This window comes from Corynebacterium sp. KPL2830 (assembly GCF_040225635.1).
Taxonomy (GTDB): Bacteria; Actinomycetota; Actinomycetes; order Mycobacteriales; family Mycobacteriaceae; genus Corynebacterium.
On record NZ_JBEHFR010000026.1, the window covers coordinates 13,100 to 28,590 of the forward strand.

Here is a 15,491-nt window from a genome sequence, read left to right on the forward strand (position 1 = left end):
CCGGGAAGCTGCACGTCGCCCGACGCGCCGACGGAGTGGCCTCCGCGCGGGCGTTCCGGGCCATCCCGCCGCCGGTTATCTTGCGGCGCCTACTGCGCACACAGCGGCAGCTTTAGCCGCGCGGCTTCGGCATCGTCGCCCCACACCATGAAGATGGACTGAGTACCCTCCACGGCCATGACGTAGGTCTGCGGATCCGTTGAGGCCTCGTAGCTTTGGATGGTGCACCTATCGTTAGACAGCTCTACTGGGGCAGCGTCTGGGAGGACGGCATCGCGTTCTTCCACGCTGGGGTAGTAGGCGGCGGTGTAGTCGAAACCGTCTCCCGAGCAGGTGATCTTCGCTTCTTGACCATCCTCTGGGGCGCGGGAGGAACACTCCGCGCCGAGCTCGCCGTCTTGGCCGCTGCGCGAGCCAATCAGGCTCGGATAAGCATTCGCTAGGTTCTTTTCCTTGTCATCCCAGCTGGGGTAGGACAGGAAATACCACAACGCTCCCGCCGCAGCCACTGCGATGACGGCCAAAACAGAAATGAGCGCGATGAGCCCGCCCTTGCCCTTCTTCTTTGGCGGGGCCGCATTCATCGGTGGTACCGGCTGTTGCTGGTATTGCTGTTGATACTGCGGCTGATACTGGGGGCCCGCCTGGTTCTGCGGCGGGAACTGCTGCTGCGGTTGCGGTGGGAACTGTTGTTGTGGCTGGGACTCGGGCTCTTCGGCCTGCACCGGCGGGAACTGCGAAGTATCGAGATCGCGCTCGGGGCGCAGCGCTGCCACCACCTCTTTGGCGCTCGAGTAATCTTTGTCCGGCGTAAAGGAAGGGCACGTGGCGGCAACGAGTTTTTGGAAGGCGCGGACGGCATCGGCGCCGGTCACGCTCTCGGCCTTTTCTGGAGTTTTCTCGGCGGTTTCCTCCGCCGATTCCTCCGCCGTGCTGGCACCACCTGGGCCCGCGGCGGCGAGGACGGCGACCTCTTTATCCTCATCCACGAACACGCGCTCAGCCTTGAGCCCATGGACGGCGAAATCCGCGTGGTTGCGGCTAATCAGGAAATCCACCGCGCCGGCCACGGGGGTGAGGATTTCTTGGGCGCGGGGTTTGGTGGGGGCATCAGCAAGCGCGGGCAAGGCTGTGCCCTTACAGCCCTTGCGGACCAAGAATTCCTGGCCATCTGCGGTGGTGCCAGAGCCCTCCAAGGCGGCGAGCGCGGGGTGGTGCAGGCCGTGCAGGGCGGTAGAGGCCTTGACGATGCCCTCTACCCCCGCCGCGAAGATCTCCACCGTGAGTTCCTCATGGGTGGAGCCGTCCTCCACGGCAAAAAGGGTGGAATTGGGCCCCTCATCCAGCACTGCCTTTTCGTGCAGGTTGTGCTGGGAAGCAAAGAATTCGGGAAGGTGCGGCACGGCTGTTTTATTCCTTCGTATCTACGAGACGGCAGGGAGAATGTAGAAGATTCTAGGCTAAATAGAGCCTGTTCGCTACCGGCGTACACCCATGTGAGCTGCGAGTATGGGCGGTTTGGGGCGTTTATAGGGCAATGGGGGCCAAAAAGAGGAAATCCTTTGGGTCGTGCGGCGTTACAGTGGGTACCACATTAGAAGCGAAAGTTTAGGGGAGTCATGTTCGAGAGGTTTACAGACCGTGCTCGTCGCGTCATCGTTTTGGCGCAAGAAGAAGCACGCATGCTTAACCACAACTACATCGGAACTGAGCACATCCTGCTCGGCCTTATCCACGAGGGAGAAGGTGTAGCTGCCAAGGCTCTAGAGTCCATGGGCATTTCTTTGGAGGACGTGCGCCGTGAGGTAGAGGAGATCATTGGCCAGGGCAGCCAGCCGCACACCGGCCACATTCCTTTTACCCCGCGCGCTAAGAAGGTCCTCGAGCTGTCCTTGCGCGAGGGCCTGCAGATGGGGCACAAGTACATCGGCACGGAGTTCCTCCTGCTCGGACTTATCCGTGAGGGCGACGGCGTTGCCGCACAGGTGCTGACGAAGCTCGGCGCTGATCTGCCGCGCGTGCGCCAGCAGGTTATCCAGCTGCTGTCCGGCTACGAGGGCGGCCAGCAAGAAGGCGGCGGCGACTCGAACCAGGCCCCAGGCCCCATCGGCGCGGGCGCAGGTCCCGGTGCCGGTGCCGGTGGGCGCGGTGGTTCCGGCGGCTCGGGCGAGCGCTCCAACTCGCTCGTGCTAGACCAGTTTGGCCGCAACCTCACCCGGGCAGCCAAGGACGGCAAGCTAGACCCCGTCGTGGGCCGCGAGTCCGAGGTTGAGCGCATCATGCAGGTGCTCTCGCGCCGCACCAAGAACAACCCAGTGCTCATCGGTGAGCCTGGCGTTGGTAAGACCGCAGTGGTTGAGGGCTTGGCGCTGGACATTGTTAACGGCAAGGTCCCAGAAACTCTCAAGGACAAGCAGCTGTACTCGCTTGACCTGGGTTCTTTGGTTGCCGGTTCCCGCTACCGCGGTGACTTTGAGGAACGCCTGAAGAAGGTTCTTAAGGAAATTAACCAGCGCGGCGACATCATCTTGTTCATCGATGAGATCCACACCCTCGTCGGTGCCGGTGCTGCCGAAGGTGCCATCGACGCCGCTTCGCTGCTAAAACCCAAGCTGGCCCGCGGCGAGCTGCAGACCATCGGTGCTACCACCCTGGATGAGTACCGCAAGCACATCGAAAAGGATGCCGCGCTGGAGCGTCGTTTCCAGCCGGTGCAGGTCGATGAACCTTCGCTGGATGACACCTTCCTCATCCTGAAGGGCCTGCGCGATAAGTACGAGGCGCACCACCGCGTGTCCTACACCGATGAGGCGCTGCACGCCGCCGCGCAGCTGGCGGACCGCTACATCAATGACCGCTTCTTGCCGGACAAGGCCGTCGACCTCCTCGATGAGGCCGGTGCCCGCATGCGCATTAAGCGCATGACCGCCCCGAAGGGCCTGCGCGAGGTCGATGACCGCATTGCCGAGGTTCGCCGGGAAAAGGAAGCGGCTATCGATGCCCAGGACTTCGAAAAGGCCGCCGGTCTGCGCGATGACGAGCGCAAGCTGGGCGAGGAGCGCTCCGAGAAGGAAAAGCAGTGGCGCTCCGGTGACCTGGAGGAAATCGCCGAGGTGGGCGAGGACCAAATCGCTGAGGTCCTGGCGCACTGGACCGGCATCCCCGTGCTGAAGCTGACGGAGAAGGAATCTTCCCGCCTGCTCAACATGGAAGAGGAGCTGCACAAGCGCATCATTGGCCAGGACGAGGCGGTCAAGTCCGTCTCCCGCGCCATCCGCCGCACCCGTGCAGGCCTGAAGGATCCACGCCGTCCTTCCGGTTCCTTCATCTTCGCCGGCCCGTCCGGTGTGGGTAAGACTGAGCTGTCGAAGTCGCTGGCTAACTTCCTCTTCGGTTCGGATGATGACCTCATCCAGATCGATATGGGTGAGTTCCACGACCGCTTCACCGCTTCCCGCCTCTTCGGTGCTCCTCCGGGATACGTTGGCTACGAAGAGGGCGGCCAGCTGACCGAGAAGGTTCGCCGCAAGCCGTTCTCCGTGGTGCTTTTTGATGAGATCGAAAAGGCCCACAAGGAGATCTACAACACCTTGCTGCAGGTGCTGGAAGACGGCCGGCTTACCGATGGCCAGGGTCGCGTCGTCGACTTCAAGAACACCGTCCTCATCTTCACCTCGAACCTGGGTACCCAGGACATCTCGAAGCCGGTGGGCTTGGGCTTTACCGGCGCTAGCGAGAACGATTCGGACGCCCAGTACGAGCGCATGAAGGCGAAGGTTAACGACGAGCTGAAGAAGCACTTCCGCCCCGAGTTCCTGAACCGTATCGATGACGTCGTGGTCTTCCACCAGCTCACCCGCGAGCAGATCGTGCAGATGGTTAACCTGCTCATTGACCGCGTGGGTACCCAGCTGGAAGAGCGCGATATGGGCATCGAGCTCACCGATAAGGCCCAGAACCTCCTGGCCCAGCGCGGCTTCGACCCGGTTCTTGGTGCCCGCCCGTTGCGTCGCACCATTCAGCGCGATATCGAGGACCAGCTCTCGGAGAAGATTCTCTTCGGCGAGATTGGCGCCGGCGAGATCATCTCGGTCGACGTTGAAGGCTGGGACGGCGAGTCCAAGGACGACTCCGGCGCTACCTTCACCTTCACCCCGCGCCCGAAGCCGCTGCCGGATGACATCGATGAGCCCTCGCTTGCCGATGCCTCCGTGCGCGACAACAACCCCTCCGACGAGGCCGCCGACGGTTCCGCTTCGGATAATTCCGACTCCGATTCCGATGGCGACAACGGCGACGGTAACGGCGGCCCAGAGGGCGACGATCCGAAGGATGGTGGCCCGAAGGACGGCGGTTCCGGTTCCAGCAATGATGGCATCGACACCAACGGCGAGCCAGATGTCATTTCCCCGGACGTGCCTTCGGAAAAGCCGGGGCTCGGCAACTCCGACGACGATGGCAAGAACCCGCCACCGGCAGGCGCTGGCCAGCCGATGTAACTAATCGGCTAAGCCCCGCCCCCGTGCGGGCCTGCATAAACCACCCACGGTTCCACCGCGAACCCTGGGTGGTTTTCGTATGCGCCCACCCATGGTCAGCTTGCTCACCAGCCGGGGCGGGCGAATGCCTCTGTCCAGCGGTATGGCGGTACAGCGGCCCGCTGGTTCTGTGGCGCAGCGTCGTGCACGGGGGTATTGCTAGAATGACCGGTTATGGGACTTCAATATCGTTCGCGCAAAAAGACCGGCAAGAATAGCTGGATTAACATCTCCGGATCCGGTGCCTCCATGTCCACGAAGATTGGGCCGGTGACCTTTAATTCCCGCGGCGGCATGTGGGTCAATCTCCCGGGCGGACTCAACTTCCGCGGTCGCTGGCGTTAGCGAGTCGCTGCGCCTAAACGCTGGCAGGCCCGCCGGGCGGTTAAACCGGCAGGCGGTTAGTCCGGCAGATGGAAGAGGCCGGCGGGGTTTTGCTCGGCGAGGCCATCGTCAAGCAGCGAAGCCAGCGCGCGGGAACGCTGCGCGGCATCGGGCCAGACTACGTCGATCGCGGACTGCGGCACTGGGTGATCGGCGGCGCGCAGCACGTCTAGGATTTTGCCGCGCACCTGCCTATCGGTCCCGGCAAATTTCTGCACGCGCTTTTTGGCGCGCGTTTGTTCCGCGGCGGAAGGTTCGGGGCATCCGGCGAGCTGCCAGGCGCAGGTCGCGCGCAGGGGGCAGCGCTTACAATCGGGATTTTTCGCAGTACACACCAGCGCGCCGAGCTCCATGAGCGCGGCGGAAAAACGCGGCCCATTGCGCTCGGGCAACAGCGCGGCCACAGCGGCGAGCTCGCGCTTGGAGGGCGACGGAGCGAGGAAATTCCCGTCTTCGGCGCGGGCATAGACACGGCGCACGTTGGTATCGACCACCGGCACGTTCTGGCCAAAGTGAAAGCACGCCACGGCGCGGGCGGTATAGTCGCCAATTCCAGGCAGCGCCAGCAGCTCATCCACGTCCGCCGGAACCTCGTCCATTACCCCCGCGCACTCCCAGAGCCGCAGCGCGCGCCGCGGGTAGCCGAGCTTGCCCCACGCGCGCAACACCTCGGCGCGGGAGGCTTGGGCGAAGTCCGCGGGGGTGGGCCAGCGCCGCATCCACTCCTCCCACACGGGGGCGACGCGCGCGACGGGGGTTTGCTGGCTCATGACCTCGGAAAGCAGCACTCCCCAGGCGGAGGTACCGGGGCGCCGCCAGGGTAAATCGCGTTCATTGGCGTCAAACCAGGAAAGAAGTGCGTGCGTATCCATCTCGCAGGACAGTCTAGGGCATTAAAATATACTTCATGCCATTAAGTAACGTTGCCCATAATCCGCAGGCCGTCTGGGAGGCCCTCCAGGCCGGAAACCAGCGCGTCATCGACGGCACCATCATGGATCTCAACAAGATTTATGAGCGCGACGGGCTCACCAAAGGCCAGGATCCCCGCGTGGTGGTCCTGGCCTGCTCCGATTCCCGCGCGCCCATCGAGCACATCTTCAATATCGGCTTTGGCGATGCCTTCGTCATCCGCACCGCCGGCCACATACTCGACGCCTCCGTGCTGGCTTCCTTGGATTATGCGCTCGACCATCTGCACCCCAACCTGCTGGTGGTCTTGGGTCACCAGTCCTGCGGTGCGGTGGCGGCCGCGGTGGATTTTGTGCGCGGCGGCGAGCTGCCCATCGGCCTGCAGCGGCCCATCATCGAGAAGGTCGCGACGTCCGCGTGGACTGCGGGGCCTGATGCCACGCTTGCCGATGTCGAGCGCCAACACACCCTCCAAACCGTCACCCAGGTAGTGGCCAGCATCCCTAATGTGCGCAAGCAGCTTGACGATGGCTCCTTCGGCATCGTCGGCGCCCGCTACCTCCTCGAGGACTCGCGCGTGGAGCCGTTGCACTCTTACGGCGTTGAGTTGACACGCGGAGCCCGCTTAGCGGATCCAGGCGCGTCTACCACTTAAAATTGAGTGCGTGAACCAGAATAAGCCCCTTCCAGAAGAGATCTATAAGCGCCGCCGGGTCGCCGCGCTTATCATCGTGATCGTCCTGGCCGTGGTGCTGATCTGGGCGGCGGTGGCCGCCTTCGGCGGCGATAGCGATGATTCCGTTGCCGCGTCCTCAGAGTCTTCGGCGGCGACCACGTCTTCGGAATCCACCAGCGAATCTGAAACCACGTCCGCGGATTCGACGAGCGAATCCGAATCCGAGTCTGCCTCTGAATCTGAGTCCGAGGCGGAGGAAGCAGGGGATGGGGCATCGGAAAGCAAGGAGCCCGAGGAGTCCGTGCACGCCGCGAAGGATACCTGCTCGCTTGAGGACTTGGAGGTGCGCACCTCCATGCTCAACTACTCCGTGCCGGACGGCGAGCTGCCGAAGTTCTTTATGACCGTGACCAACCCCACCGCCGCGGATTGCACGATCGATCTAGATGAGAACTCGCTGCGCTTCGAGGTCTACAAGATGGCCGATAACCAGCGCGTGTGGTCCGATACCGATTGCTACGCCTCCGTACAGACCGGAGAGCAGACCTTCCCCGCGGGCAAGGACCTGAAATTCGAGGCCGAATGGTCCCGCCAGGCCTCCGAACCGGGCAAGTGCACCGACCGCCCGACCGCCGAGCCGGGTGCTTACTTCGCCCACACGGTCATTGGCGATAATTCCTCCCCGCCGCAGGACTTCACCCTCCGCTAAGCGCGCGGCCTCCTTACAGTCGGCCGCGCGGAAGCAGCTCGGGCAGAACCAGCTCGGGCAGAACCAGCTCGGGCAGAACCAGCTCGGGCAGAACCAGCTCGGGCAGAAATAGCCCGTGCGGGAGCAGGTCGCGTGGAAGCAGTCCGCGCAGAGCCAGCCCGGGCGGAAGCAGGTCGCGCGGGAGCAGACCGCACGGAAGTTCGCGCCGCTGGAGCACCCGGCTCCTCGTCACCAGCCGGGCTAGAACCGGCCGGGTTAGAACCGGCCAGCGGTTACGGTTGGTCTACGGCTGGACCGCGGCGAGGGCCTCGCCAAGCGTTGCAACTTGGCGCACCTGCATGCCGTCCACGGGGTTGATTTCCCCGCGCGGGACAATCGCCCGCTTGTATCCCAGCCGCGCCGCCTCCTGCAGGCGCCGCTCAACATTGGGCACCGGCCGCAGCTCGCCTGCCAGGCCCACCTCGCCGATGACCACGGTCTTCGCAGGCAGCGGCTGCTCGTGCAGCGAGGACCACGTGGCCAGCGCCACCGCGAGGTCGGTTGCGGTTTCGGTAATCCGCATGCCGCCCACCGTGGCTACATACGCATCCTTATCGTTTGTGCGCTGTCCGGCGCGCGCCTGCAATACGGCCAGCACCATGGGCACGCGGTTGGCATCGAGTCCGGTGACCACGCGCCGCGGATTTTTCGCCACGGGGTCCACGGTCAGCGCTTGGACCTCGGCGAGGATGGGCCGCACACCGTCCATGGCGACGGTCACCGCGGAGCCATCCGGCGTCGTGCCCCGGTGGGAAAGGAAGAGCCCCGACGGGTCCGCGACCTCCCTAATACCCCCGGCGGTTTGCTCGAAACAGCCCACCTCGTCGGTCGCGCCGAAGCGATTTTTCATCCCGCGCAGCATGCGCAAGCTGGACTGGCGGTCGCCCTCGAAGTTTAAGACGACATCGACAAGATGCTCCAAAACCCGCGGGCCCGCCACGTTTCCGTCCTTGGTCACGTGCCCCACCAGCAGCACGGGGATGCCGGTGGATTTCGCCAGCGACGTCAGCGCCGCGGTCACGGCGCGCGATTGCGCGACGCCGCCGGGCACGCCTTCCACCCCCACTGCATGCATGGTCTGCACGGAGTCCACGATGATGAGGCCGGGCTTGACGGCATCTACGTGTCCAAAGACGGCGTCCAGGTTGGATTCGGCCGCGAGGTACAGCGATTCCTGCAGTGCCCCGGTGCGCTCGGCGCGGGCGCGGACCTGGCCGGCGGATTCCTCGGCGGTGGCGTAGAGGACGGTGCGGCCGAGCTGCGCCCACCGGGAGGCGACCTCGAGAAGCAGCGTGGATTTGCCCACGCCGGGCTCGCCGGCCATGAGTACCACCGAGCCCGGCACGATGCCGGAGCCCAGCACGCGGTCGAGCTCGCCGATGCCCGTGCGCACCGTCTTCGTCGCCTGCGCGCCCACCTGCGTGATGGGCTGCACCGGGCTCGCAGGCGCCACGCTCGCATGCCCCCCGCTTGCCGATGCCCCCGCCACCACCGGCGCCTTTTCCTCCATCGTGCCCCACGAACCGCAATCCGGGCAGCGCCCGAGCCACTTGGGGGAGACATAACCGCATTCGGAGCAGGTGTGGATGGGGCGAGATTTTTTGGCCATGGTGTAGAGCCTAGAACGTGGCGGCAAAAACGACGAACGCGCCCGTACTCCGCAAAGTAGGGCGCGCGTGCGGTGGCTATTAGTGGTGCGAGTTACCGGTGTTCGCGTCGGTGGTGTAGCCCTCTGGGGATTCCACGTCGCGGTCGTACTTACCGGACTCCATCTGGGAGGCGGCGACGGTGGCGTCGATCTCGATGGTGCCGTTGGAGAACTCGAAGGTCACCGGGCGGTGGCCGGCGTAGCCAAAGTCATCGTTATCCAGGTGGGTGGCCACGTACTGCACGGTCTCGGAATCGTGATCCGGGGTTGCGTCCAGGTTCTTCTGGGAGTCCGCCACGATGGAGTGATCGCGCTTAAGCGGCTGGGTCTGCTTCATCTCGACGGTCTGGCCATCGACCTTCACGGACTTCAAAGTGATGACATCGGTTTCATAGCCCTGGTTGACGGCGTTGAACTTCAGCGCGGCGCCACCGTCAGGCTCTGTCAGGATGGTGACATCGCGGACGGCAATCTTATCGTCATCGGTGCTGGCAGAAGCACCATCAACCGCAGCTACCTTCTCTGCGGTCTGGGCGATGTGGCCTGCCGAGCAAGAAGCCAGCGCCAAAGCGGAGACGGCGGTAACGGAAATAATGGCACCGCGGCGGGCGGCGGACTTCAGGGACTGCACGTTGAGCATCCTCCATCAATTGCGATCTCAGGACTTATCAAATCTTTAGCCTAGTCCCTTTCGATATAAAGTACACAGTTTCTCGCTAACCTAGCGGGTAGTCCGTGGGGGTAATCGGGGGCATCCGGTGGTAGGCATGTCGCGCGTGATAAAATAGCGGCCTTAGTTATCGGCATATTCACGGGATTATAAGGAGTGGCAATGGAATATAAGGTCGGCGAGGTCGTCGTCTACCCGCACCACGGCGCGGCGGTCATCGAGGATATCGAAACCCGCGAAATGGGCGGCGAAGAGCTGGAATACCTCGTGCTGCACATTAACCAATCCGATCTCGTCGTCCGCGTGCCCAAGAAGAATGCGGATAACGTCGGCGTGCGCGATGTCGTGGGCAAGGAGGGCCTAGAAAAGGTTTTCTCCGTGCTGCGCGATGAGGACGTGGAAGAGGCCGGCAACTGGTCCCGCCGCTACAAGGCCAACCAGGAGCGCCTGGCTTCCGGCGATATCAACAAGGTCGCAGAGGTGGTGCGCGATCTGTGGCGCCGCGATCAGGACCGCGGCCTGTCCGCCGGCGAGAAGCGCATGCTGGGCAAGGCCCGCACCATCTTGGTGGGCGAGCTGGCGCTGGCGCAGCCGGTCGATGACAAAAAGGCCGATACCATGATGGAAGAAATCGACGCCACCATCGAGCGCCACCGCGCCGCAGGTCTAGTCGATGACCAGTCCATCACCACCGATATCGACAACGACATCGATCTCGATGACCTCTCCTTCGACGACGAAGACTAAACCCCGCGTTATCGCCTTAATCGCCGCGGCCGGGCAAGGCACCCGCCTCGGCGCGGAGGTGCCCAAGGCCTACGTCGAACTTCGCGGCCGCACCCTCCTGGAGCGATCCGTGCGCACCATGGCCAACTCCGGCCTCGTGGACGAGGTCATCGCGGTGGTGAGCCCGGCCATGGAGGGGGAAGCTGGGGGCATCGTCAAGCGCGTGGGCGCAGATATCCCGGTGCGCCTGGTGCATGGGCGAGGCGAGCGCGCCGATTCCATTTGGGCCGGGCTGCAGGCCATTCCGGACGAGGATGCTGTGGTGCTCATCCACGATGCAGCCCGCGCGCTCACGCCCACCGCGATGGTCGAGCGCGTGGCGCGGCGCGTTCTTGCCGGCGCGCCCGCCGTCATCCCGGTGGTTCCCGTGACCGATACCATCAAGGAAGTCGACGGTAACGCCGTGGTTGGCACCCCCGATCGCGCCCGCCTGCGCGCCGTGCAGACCCCGCAGGGTTTCCGCCTCGCCGCGCTGCGCCAGGCCAACCTGGATTATTGGCGCGAGCAGCCGGATTTCACCGCCACGGACGATGCCAGCCTGATGGAATGGCACGGCCAGCGCGTGAAGACCGTGCCGGGCGATTTCCTCGCCTTCAAAATCACCACCCCCACGGACCTGACCCTGGCCCACGCCCTTGCAGAGGAGCAGCATGACTGAGCCCATCATTCCCCGCGTCGGCATCGCGACCGACGCCCACCAGATCGAAGCCGGCAAGCCCTGTTGGATTGCCGGGCTGCTTTTCGATGACACCCCCGGCTGCGAAGGCCACTCCGACGGCGACGTCGTAGCCCACGCGCTTGTCGATGCCCTCCTCTCCGCCTCCCACCTCGGCGATCTCGGCTCTTTCGTGGGGGTGGGCCGGCCCGAATACGACGGTGTGTCCGGCGCCCAGCTCCTGCGCGAGTGCCGTGAGCTGCTGGAAGCGGAAGGTTTTATCATCGGCAATGCCGCCGCCCAGCTCATTGGCCAGACGCCGAAGATGGGCCCGCGCCGCGAGGAAGCCGAGGCCGTGCTTTCGGAAATCCTCGGCGCTGATGTGTCCATTTCCGCCACCACGACCGACCATTTGGGCTTTACCGGCCGCAAAGAGGGCCGCGCGGCGGTGGCAACGGCCGTTGTCTGGCGGCGCCAACACTAACCCCGCGCACGGGTGATTTAGACTGGGTGGCGTGAGTACTTTGCGCATTTTTGACACAGCCACCCGCAGCCAACGCGACTTCGAGCCGATCCGCCCCGGCCACGCCTCCATCTACTTGTGTGGCGCCACCCCGCAGGCGCAGCCGCACATCGGCCACCTGCGCTCCGGCGTGGCTTTCGATATCCTGCGCCGCTGGCTGCTCGCGCAAGGCTATGACGTCGCGCTCGTGCGCAATGTCACCGATATCGATGACAAAATCCTCACCAAGGCCGCCGAGAATAATCGCCCTTGGTGGGAGTGGGTGTCCACCTACGAGCGCGAGTTCATCAAGGCCTATAACCTGCTCGGCGTGCTCCCGCCGTCCGTGGAGCCGCGCGCGACGGGGTTTGTCACCCAGATGGTCGAGTACATGCAGCGGCTTATCGACGCCGGCTTTGCCTACCCCGTTCCCGCCCAAGACGCCGAGGCCACCCCGCAGACCGATGGCGCGGCCGGATCCGTGTACTTTGACGTCGAGGCCTGGACCAAGGCAGAAGGATCCGACTACGGTGCGCTGTCCGGCAACCGCGTTGAGGAGATGGAACAGGGCGAGTCAGACAACGCGGGCAAGCGCAGCCCGCTCGACTTCGCCCTGTGGAAGGCCGCCAAGCCAGGCGAGCCGAGCTGGCCCACCCCGTGGGGTCGCGGCCGCCCGGGCTGGCACCTCGAGTGCTCCGCCATGTCGACGTACTACCTGGGCTCCAATTTCGATATCCACTGCGGCGGTTTGGACCTGCAATTCCCGCACCACGAAAACGAGATCGCGCAATCGCACGCGGCAGGCGATAAGTTCGCCAATTACTGGATGCACAACCACTGGGTGACCATGGCCGGCGAGAAGATGTCGAAATCGCTCGGCAATGTGCTTTCCATCTCGAACATGCTGGAGCTCGTGCGCCCGGTAGAGCTGCGCTACTACCTGGGTTCTGCGCATTACCGCTCCGTGCTGGAATACTCCGAATCCGCCCTGACGGAGGCGGCGGCGGGCTACCGGCGTATTGAGGGCTTCGTCAAGCGCTTTGCAGGCGTCGAACGCGGCGACTGGACGCCGGACTTTGAGGACGCCATGAACGATGATATCGCCGTGCCGAAGGCTTTGGCCGCCATTCACACCACCGTGCGCGCGGGCAATAAGGACCTGGCCGCCGGGGACGAGGACGCCGCCCGCGCGAAGGCCGCTCAGGTGCGCGGGATGGCGCACGTACTTGGATTTGACCCGCTGGAGTGGGAAGATGGAGGCGAAGCTAGCGGAGCAGACGCGGCGCTCGATGCGCTGGTCCAGGCAGAACTGGAACGGCGCACGCAGGCCCGCGCGGAAAAAGACTTCGCTACTGCCGATGCCGTGCGTGACCGCCTCACCGCCGCCGGCATCACCATTACCGATACCCCAGACGGCCCCACGTGGTCGTTGACCCAGCGCTAGACAGCTTTCCGCTGTTATTTTCGCTGGTTATTGAACGGTTTCCTCGAAAGGACTGAAACGATGGTACGAACCCATGGCCGCGGTGGCGCGGGCATCCGCAAGACGAATAAGAAGGGCGCTACCAAAGGCTCCGGCGGGCAGCGCCGCAAGGGCCTAGAAGGCAAGGGACCCACCCCGAAGGCCGAGGACCGCGTCTACCACGCCAAGCACAAGGCGAAGCTGGAGCGCGAGCGCCGCAACTCTGGGCGCCACCAGAAAGAAACCGCAGAGATGGTGGTGGGCCGCAACCCGGTCATCGAGTGTTTGCACGCCAAGGTGCCGGCCACCACGCTCTACATCGCTGCCGGAACGCGCAACGATAAGCGGCTTTCTGAGGCCGTGTCCATGTGCAATACCCGCAATATCCCCATCATCGAGGTCCAGCGCCACGAGATGGACCGCATGACGGGAAATGGCATGCACCAGGGCATCGGCTTGCAGATACCGCCATATAAGTACGCAGCGGTGGAGGATTTGATTGCCAACGCCGCCGAGAACCCGCGCCCCGGCATGTTCGTCATCCTGGATAACATCACCGACCCGCGCAACCTGGGCGCCGTCATCCGTTCCGTGGCCGCTTTCGGCGGCGATGGCGTGATCATTCCAGAGCGCCGTTCGGCTTCTGTCACCGCGGTGGCCTGGCGCACCTCGGCCGGCACCGCTGCCCGCTTGCCGGTCGCCCGTGCAACGAATATCACCCGCACCGTGAAGGAATTCCAGAAAAACGGCTACCAGGTCGTCGGCCTTGATGCCGGCGGCGATCACACGCTGGATACCTATGAAGGCGGCACGGATCCCGTCGTCATCGTCATCGGTTCCGAGGGAAAAGGCATTTCGCGCTTGGTCAGCGAAACCTGCGACGTCCTCATGTCCATCCCCATGACCGGGTGGGTTGAGTCCCTCAACGCCTCCGTCGCTGCGGGTTCGGTGCTATCCGAGTTCGCACGCCAACGCCGCGCCGCCGAAAAATAACCCATTTCCGCTGCGCCAGCTCGCCGCGACGGATAAGCGCCACCCGCGTTCGGTGCTGGCAACGTCGAGCGCGCAGAATCGCCTCCACAGCCGCCGGTGCGGTTGTCGGTGCAGCTAGTGTCAAAGGCGCGCTGGGTCTTTGCGAGGCACAACCTTCTCAGTGCGAATCGTTGTGGCACACAACAGTTAACCATTATCTGCCCAGGGTGGCAGCCACCGGATGGTTCCGTCGACCCGGGCTAAGTGCCCGCGCAGGGGCGGGGCATTGGGATCATCGTCGTTCACGCCATTGTGGTACGGACAGGCGATGGTCAAGTTTCCCGGGTTAGTTTCGCCGCCATTTTTCCAGGCATTGAGGTGGTGAACCTGGCATTCATCGGCGGGGTAGCGGCACTCCGGCCACGGGCAGACCGGGTTTTCGGCTGCTGCCATCAGGCGTTGCTTTGCAGAAGCAAAGCGCGAGGTGCGGTAGAGGTTGACCGGACCTTCCACTGGGTGGATGAGCGTGACGTAGCCGTGCTCAGTAAATACCCGTCGCACCAGCTCGGCGCCGGTCATCGTGGCGCCATTGGTCAGCTGGACCACGATATCGCCGTCAGAGTCAGAACCATGGGTAGAGTCAGGGCCAGCGGCGGCGTTGGAGGCGGAACCGGCGCTGGGGTTCGAGTTTGTGCCGGCTGATGACCCGGCGCGGGTGTTGGAGCTCGAGCCGGGCTGAGGGCTAGTGCTAGAGCCAGGCTTGGAGTTTGAACCAGCAGTGGAGCCGGAGCCGAAATCGACGATGCGATCGAGCTCGTCGAGGCGAAGCACGACATTGGTCGTCACGCTGGGGCGGGCGGCGGCCTCGCCGTGGAAGATATTCTGCACAGAAGCAAGCGGGGCATCTTTATCAATCGCGGCGTGCATATCGGCGATATCGGCGGACGGACCGGTAATGGACATGGTCCACGGGCCGTCGGCGCGGCGATAAATCTTCACGCCGGGCTGGCGTTTCACGGGGCCCTTGAGCTCCTTGACGCGGGCGCGGCCCCGCTTATCAATATCCGAGACCTTCCCCTTCATCCCGCACAATTCGCGCCGCAGCGCCCAAGCATCGCGCTTCTTCTTCAGCTTGGCGGCGTGGCGCTCGATGGCGAGCAGGGCCGTCAGGCTGTGCCCGTTGGCGCGGCTGGCGGCGATGGATTCGCGCTGCTGGCGGCGGAAGGCGGTGGTGCCGAAGTAGGTCTCGGCAAGCGTGAGCAGTCGGGTGGCGGTGGTATCGGGGCACCCGGCCGCAATCAGCGCGCGCAGCGAGAGGCCGTGGCAGTCGGCGATGATATCCATGCCGGGTTCCAGGCCCTTGAGAAATGTCTGCAGCGCGTTCATGTCCCAGAGACTAAAGGGCCCCGCAAGCCCGCGCTAGCCGATGCCCCACCTCCCTGTGGACAACTACCCTTAAGCTGTTATGTCCATGAGGTTTTTGGACTTGGAGTCCAGCTACTTTTTGGACTCGGAGTCTAGGGACTTTGTGGACGCGG

Annotated in this window: 15 protein-coding genes; 9 read left to right on the top strand and 6 right to left on the bottom strand. The window is 64.0% G+C overall.

Annotated elements, in window-relative coordinates; genetic code table 11:
* Positions 1 to 89: 89 nt before the first annotated feature.
* The gene (locus ABRP87_RS09110; RefSeq protein ID WP_349868444.1) at positions 90 to 1,403 is read right to left on the bottom strand and encodes a serine/threonine protein kinase; all 1,314 of its coding nucleotides are present in this window, start codon (positions 1,401 to 1,403) and stop codon (positions 90 to 92) included.
* 216 nt (positions 1,404 to 1,619) lie between these two features.
* Between ABRP87_RS09110 and ABRP87_RS09115 the strand changes: the two genes are divergently transcribed.
* On the top strand, positions 1,620 to 4,499 hold the full coding sequence (locus ABRP87_RS09115) for an ATP-dependent Clp protease ATP-binding subunit (protein ID WP_349868446.1): 2,880 nt from the start codon (positions 1,620 to 1,622) through the stop codon (positions 4,497 to 4,499).
* Between the two features lie 213 nt (positions 4,500 to 4,712).
* Complete coding sequence (locus ABRP87_RS09120) at positions 4,713 to 4,883, top strand: DUF4236 domain-containing protein (RefSeq protein ID WP_081443674.1); 171 nt, start codon at positions 4,713 to 4,715, stop codon at positions 4,881 to 4,883.
* Between the two features lie 56 nt (positions 4,884 to 4,939).
* Here the strand turns inward: ABRP87_RS09120 and ABRP87_RS09125 are convergent, their stop codons facing one another.
* Positions 4,940 to 5,794: an HhH-GPD family protein gene (locus ABRP87_RS09125; RefSeq protein ID WP_239268414.1), complete on the bottom strand. Its 855-nt coding sequence runs from the start codon at positions 5,792 to 5,794 to the stop codon at positions 4,940 to 4,942.
* A gap of 35 nt (positions 5,795 to 5,829) precedes the next feature.
* On the opposite strand from ABRP87_RS09125, the gene ABRP87_RS09130 reads away from it, so the two are divergent.
* Positions 5,830 to 6,489: a carbonic anhydrase gene (locus tag ABRP87_RS09130; RefSeq protein WP_239268412.1), complete on the top strand. Its 660-nt coding sequence runs from the start codon at positions 5,830 to 5,832 to the stop codon at positions 6,487 to 6,489.
* Between the two features lie 10 nt (positions 6,490 to 6,499).
* Positions 6,500 to 7,219 (top strand): hypothetical protein, encoded by a 720-nt coding sequence (locus tag ABRP87_RS09135; RefSeq protein ID WP_349868448.1) that lies wholly within the window; start codon positions 6,500 to 6,502, stop codon positions 7,217 to 7,219.
* A 13-nt stretch (positions 7,220 to 7,232) separates the two neighbouring features.
* Here the strand turns inward: ABRP87_RS09135 and ABRP87_RS09140 are convergent, their stop codons facing one another.
* The 3 genes from ABRP87_RS09140 to ABRP87_RS09150 form a co-directional block, all read right to left on the bottom strand.
* Entirely contained in the window at positions 7,233 to 7,436 is a 204-nt protein-coding gene (locus ABRP87_RS09140; RefSeq protein ID WP_349868450.1) for a hypothetical protein, read from the bottom strand.
* Between the two features lie 66 nt (positions 7,437 to 7,502).
* Complete coding sequence (gene radA / locus ABRP87_RS09145; protein ID WP_239268407.1) at positions 7,503 to 8,867, bottom strand: DNA repair protein RadA; 1,365 nt, start codon at positions 8,865 to 8,867, stop codon at positions 7,503 to 7,505.
* Between the two features lie 79 nt (positions 8,868 to 8,946).
* Positions 8,947 to 9,546, bottom strand: coding sequence for a hypothetical protein (locus ABRP87_RS09150; protein ID WP_349868452.1), 600 nt, complete (start codon positions 9,544 to 9,546; stop codon positions 8,947 to 8,949).
* Positions 9,547 to 9,738: 192 nt separating this feature from the next.
* Between ABRP87_RS09150 and ABRP87_RS09155 the strand changes: the two genes are divergently transcribed.
* Genes ABRP87_RS09155 through rlmB form a run of 5 tightly spaced genes read left to right on the top strand, consistent with a single transcriptional unit; the run spans position 9,739 to position 13,974 of the window.
* Complete coding sequence (locus tag ABRP87_RS09155) at positions 9,739 to 10,323, top strand: CarD family transcriptional regulator (RefSeq protein ID WP_005279544.1); 585 nt, start codon at positions 9,739 to 9,741, stop codon at positions 10,321 to 10,323.
* Positions 10,295 to 11,020: a 2-C-methyl-D-erythritol 4-phosphate cytidylyltransferase gene (gene ispD / locus ABRP87_RS09160; RefSeq protein WP_349868454.1), complete on the top strand. Its 726-nt coding sequence runs from the start codon at positions 10,295 to 10,297 to the stop codon at positions 11,018 to 11,020. Before ABRP87_RS09155 ends, ispD begins: the two co-directional genes overlap by 29 nt.
* Positions 11,013 to 11,501, top strand: a complete 489-nt coding sequence (gene ispF, locus ABRP87_RS09165) for a 2-C-methyl-D-erythritol 2,4-cyclodiphosphate synthase (RefSeq protein ID WP_023023902.1) — start codon at positions 11,013 to 11,015, stop codon at positions 11,499 to 11,501. The genes ispD and ispF overlap by 8 nt, the downstream gene beginning before the upstream one ends.
* A gap of 31 nt (positions 11,502 to 11,532) precedes the next feature.
* Positions 11,533 to 12,963 (top strand): cysteine--tRNA ligase, encoded by a 1,431-nt coding sequence (gene cysS / locus ABRP87_RS09170; protein ID WP_349868456.1) that lies wholly within the window; start codon positions 11,533 to 11,535, stop codon positions 12,961 to 12,963.
* Between the two features lie 60 nt (positions 12,964 to 13,023).
* The gene (gene rlmB, locus ABRP87_RS09175; RefSeq protein WP_349868458.1) at positions 13,024 to 13,974 is read left to right on the top strand and encodes a 23S rRNA (guanosine(2251)-2'-O)-methyltransferase RlmB; all 951 of its coding nucleotides are present in this window, start codon (positions 13,024 to 13,026) and stop codon (positions 13,972 to 13,974) included.
* Positions 13,975 to 14,160: 186 nt separating this feature from the next.
* Here rlmB and ABRP87_RS09180 read toward each other — a convergent pair whose 3' ends face one another.
* Entirely contained in the window at positions 14,161 to 15,339 is a 1,179-nt protein-coding gene (locus ABRP87_RS09180; protein WP_349868460.1) for an HNH endonuclease signature motif containing protein, read from the bottom strand.
* Positions 15,340 to 15,491: the final 152 nt, after the last annotated feature.